Origin of the sequence: Sodalis sp. (in: enterobacteria), assembly GCF_051710625.1 — a bacterium.
Lineage (GTDB): Bacteria > Pseudomonadota > Gammaproteobacteria > Enterobacterales > Enterobacteriaceae > JBPESN01.
This window is the reverse complement of sequence record NZ_JBPESN010000114.1, coordinates 1-3659: the sequence shown is the minus strand read 5'-3', so window position 1 is coordinate 3659 and position 3659 is coordinate 1. Positions and strand designations below refer to the sequence as shown.

Below are 3659 nucleotides of genomic sequence, written 5' to 3'. Positions count from 1 at the left end.
GCCACTACAAACACCAGCGCCAGGTAGGCGACCGGCGGTAGTATCACTTCTACTGCGCATCGCTGTCCGCCAGCGAAATATCGCGATAGATTGCCCGCACCATCAGCCAGCACAGGCCGATAAACAGCTGCGGTACCCACAGACAGGCCATCTCAAACCAGTGATACCCGGGCCGTTATCCGGCAGGTAAGCCGCCAAAATCCAGGCGGCCAGATAGGCGAGGGTCAGGCTGAAAACCCACCGCGCTTCACGGTGAGCCTGAAGGAATCGTTTATCCATAATGATCTTCATCGTAATAAAGTTAACGCGTGCCGCAAACGCGTGTGTTTTGCGGCACGTTGACGCTTGGCCGGGCGTTCATCGCCGTCACAGCAAAAGGCCGGTGTTTAACCGGCCTTGACGTATCATGCGCAAGCGTAAAAGCTTTCGCCCTGGCGCTTAGATTTCCTGCAGCCCGAGCTTCTTCTCCAGATAATGGATGTTGGTGCCACCCTGCTGGAAATGCTCGTCGTTCATAATCTTCAACTGCAGATCGATATTGGTTTTGATGCCGTCAATAATCAGCTCCGCCAGCGCATTTTTCATGCGGGCGATAGCCACGTCCCGAGTCTCACCAAAGCAGATAAGCTTGCCAATCATCGAGTCGTAATAAGGCGGTACTGAGTAACCGGCATAAATATGTGATTCCCAACGTACGCCCAAGCCGCCCGGCGCGTGGAAGCGGGTAATCTTGCCCGGACTCGGCAGAAAGCTGGTGGGATCCTCGGCATTGATACGGCATTCTACCGCGTGACCGGACACTTTCACTTGGTCCTGCTTCAACGAGAGAGGCTGTCCAGCGGCGATGCACAACTGCTCTTTAATAAGATCCACCCCGGTGATCATCTCGGTAACCGGATGTTCTACCTGAATACGGGTATTCATCTCGATAAAGAAGAATTCACCGTTTTTATAAAGGAATTCAAAAGTACCGGCGCCGCGGTAGCCGATTTCCACGCAGGCTTTGGCGCAGCGCTCGCCGATAAAGCGGCGCAGTTCCTCGGTGATGCCCGGGGCCGGCGCTTCTTCTACCACTTTCTGATGGCGGCGCTGCATGGAGCAGTCGCGCTCAGCAAGATAAAGAGCGTTGCCCTGACCGTCTGCCAGCACCTGAATTTCGATATGGCGCGGATTCTTCAGGTACTTCTCCATGTAGACCATATCGTTATTGAACGCGGTCTTCGCTTCGGCGCGGGTCATGCGGATTGAGGCTTCCAGCTCTTTGTCGCTGCGCACCACGCACATCCCGCGCCCGCCGCCGCCGCCGGAAGCCTTGATGATTACCGGATGGCCGATGCGGTTAGCGATAACGCGGTTTTTATCCATATCCTCCCCGACTGGTCCGTCGGAACCGGGGACGCAGGGGACGCCGGCTTTTTTCATCGCGTTGATGGCGGAAACTTTATCACCCATTAGCCTAATGGTTTCTGCGTGCGGGCCGATAAAGATAAAGCCAGAACGCTCCACCTGCTCGGCGAAATCGGCATTCTCGGACAGAAAACCGTAACCCGGATGGATAGCCACCGAACCGGTAATTTCTGCCGCAGAGATAATGGCAGGGATATTGAGGTAACTTTTTACCGAAGGCGGCGGGCCGATGCAGATAGTCTCATCGGCCAGCAGCACATGTTTCAGGTCACGGTCGGCGGTGGAGTGTATCGCCACGGTTTTGATACCCAGTTCTTTGCACGCGCGCAGAATACGCAATGCAATTTCACCGCGGTTTGCGATGACGATTTTATCTAGCATTTGGCGCCTCGTTATTCGATGACGACCAGCGGCTCGTCGAATTCAACCGGTTGACCGTTGTCTAGCAGGATAGCTTTCACCACGCCGGCTTTGTCCGATTCAATCTGGTTCATCATTTTCATCGCTTCAACGATACAAAGGGTGTCGCCAACGTTGACCTTTTGACCGACCTCGACGAAAGGTTTCGCATCCGGGCTGGGGGTGCGGTAGAATGTCCCCACCATCGGCGAGCGCACCAGGTGACCGCTCATGGTCGCGGGCACGGCGGCGGCTTCCGCTGCGACTGGCGCGGCGGCAGCGGACTGTTGCTGCACCGCAGGTATATAAGCCTGTTGCATCATCGGATAGGCCGGTTGCGCCGTAGCACGACTGATACGAACCGATTCTTCACCTTCAGAAATTTCCAGCTCGGAAATGCCAGATTCTTCAACCAGTTCAATCAGTTTTTTGATCTTACGAATATCCATGAGTGGGGTTCCATACTCTAATTAATTGGATGTGGACAGGCGTTTGACCGCCGTCTGTAAAGCAAAGTGATACCCATCGGCGCCGAGGCCGCATATCACGCCAACCGCAATATCGGATAGATAGGAGTGATGACGGAAAGGTTCCCGCGCATGCACATTGGAAAGGTGAATCTCAATGAACGGGATGTTTACCGCTAACAGCGCATCGCGCAGGGCGACGCTGGTATGGGTAAACGCCGCGGGGTTGATAACGATAAAATCGGTATTGCCCCGGGCCTGATGGATACGGTCGATCAGCACATGCTCCGCATTGGATTGAAAATGGCTGAGTTCTGCCCCCAGGCAGCCGGCCTGCGCGCTCAGGTCCGCGATAATATCGGCAAGCGTAGTATGACCATACTTGTCCGGTTCGCGGGTGCCAAGCAAATTCAGGTTCGGCCCATTGAGAAGCAAAATGTAGAACTTATCGGCCATTGTGCGGCGATCTCCCTTCAATTTACGTTACCCCGTAGAAAATAACCAACGGTAAACGATTTGTCATCTTTTTGCTGACATTTTGGTGCTGATTTGCCATCGGGGTCAGGCATTATAATGATATCGCGGATTTTCGCAGCAAATTACTGGCGGTATCCGCGAAGATATTTTTTAACGACCTGTTTCGGGCGGGAGCAAGATAACGCAACTAACCGCTAGAGCGAAAGTGAAAATTGATCTTTCACCGTAACCATTGGCGAAATTTCTTATAGCGCAATGCCAGAAGCACCAGCGCCGCCACGGCATACAGTACCGGCTGCGGCGAAAGGATTTTGACTGACCACAGATAGTGAATTGGCGCCAGGATGGCCACTATATAAATCAGATTATGCAAAATTTGCTAGCGATTTTTTAACTTGCGCTGCGCCCAAAGGGTAGAGGTACAGGTCAGCAACAGCAAAATGATCCAGCTGGTCATACCGAGAATCAGATAAAGGTCGGGTCATCAGCTCGTGGCTGAGTAAGCGCAGATTGTCGATCCCGAGCTCCAGCAGCGCATAACTGGCTAAATGCAGCGTCGCCCAGGCGAAACACCATAACCCGAGAAGCCGCCGACAGCGGATCAACAGCGGCTGGCGGGCGTAGCGGGCCAGTGGCGTCACCAATAACAAGGCCAGCAGTAACTTAAGCGCCATGCGGCCGGTAAAATGTTGAACATCTTTAACGGGAACGGCACTGAAAGCACCCGTGCTCACGGCGTACACCAGCCACAGCAGGGGTAATAAGGCGGCCAGATGCAATAAGACTTTCGAGGAGACGATGTGTTTCAGACTCAGGCGCAATTAGAAGTTTTCCCGCAGGTTGAGGCCGCGATACAGACTGGCCACGTGATCGGCGTAACCGTTAAACAGCATCGTCGGATGTAGTGGT

General features: G+C 53.9%; 4 protein-coding genes and 2 pseudogenes. All 6 read right to left on the bottom strand.

The window, feature by feature from the left end; all coding sequences use genetic code 11:
• Window positions 1-49: 49 nt before the first annotated feature.
• Window positions 50-279 (bottom strand): annotated as a pseudogene (locus ACTBDU_RS16185) (YhdT family protein).
• 159 nt (window positions 280-438) lie between these two features.
• Window positions 439-1788: an acetyl-CoA carboxylase biotin carboxylase subunit gene (gene accC, locus ACTBDU_RS16180; RefSeq protein ID WP_438807184.1), complete on the bottom strand. Its 1350-nt coding sequence runs from the start codon at window positions 1786-1788 to the stop codon at window positions 439-441.
• Window positions 1789-1799: 11 nt separating this feature from the next.
• Window positions 1800-2255: an acetyl-CoA carboxylase biotin carboxyl carrier protein gene (accB, locus tag ACTBDU_RS16175; protein ID WP_438807183.1), complete on the bottom strand. Its 456-nt coding sequence runs from the start codon at window positions 2253-2255 to the stop codon at window positions 1800-1802.
• Between the two features lie 21 nt (window positions 2256-2276).
• Window positions 2277-2729 carry a type II 3-dehydroquinate dehydratase gene (gene aroQ, locus ACTBDU_RS16170; protein ID WP_438807182.1) on the bottom strand — a complete coding sequence of 151 codons (453 nt, stop codon included), beginning with the start codon at window positions 2727-2729 and terminating at the stop codon, window positions 2277-2279.
• Window positions 2730-2970: 241 nt separating this feature from the next.
• Window positions 2971-3571 (bottom strand): annotated as a pseudogene (msrQ, locus tag ACTBDU_RS16165) (protein-methionine-sulfoxide reductase heme-binding subunit MsrQ).
• Window positions 3572-3659, bottom strand: an 88-nt coding sequence (locus ACTBDU_RS16160; RefSeq protein WP_438807185.1) for a hypothetical protein, incomplete at its 5' end; no start/stop codon positions are given.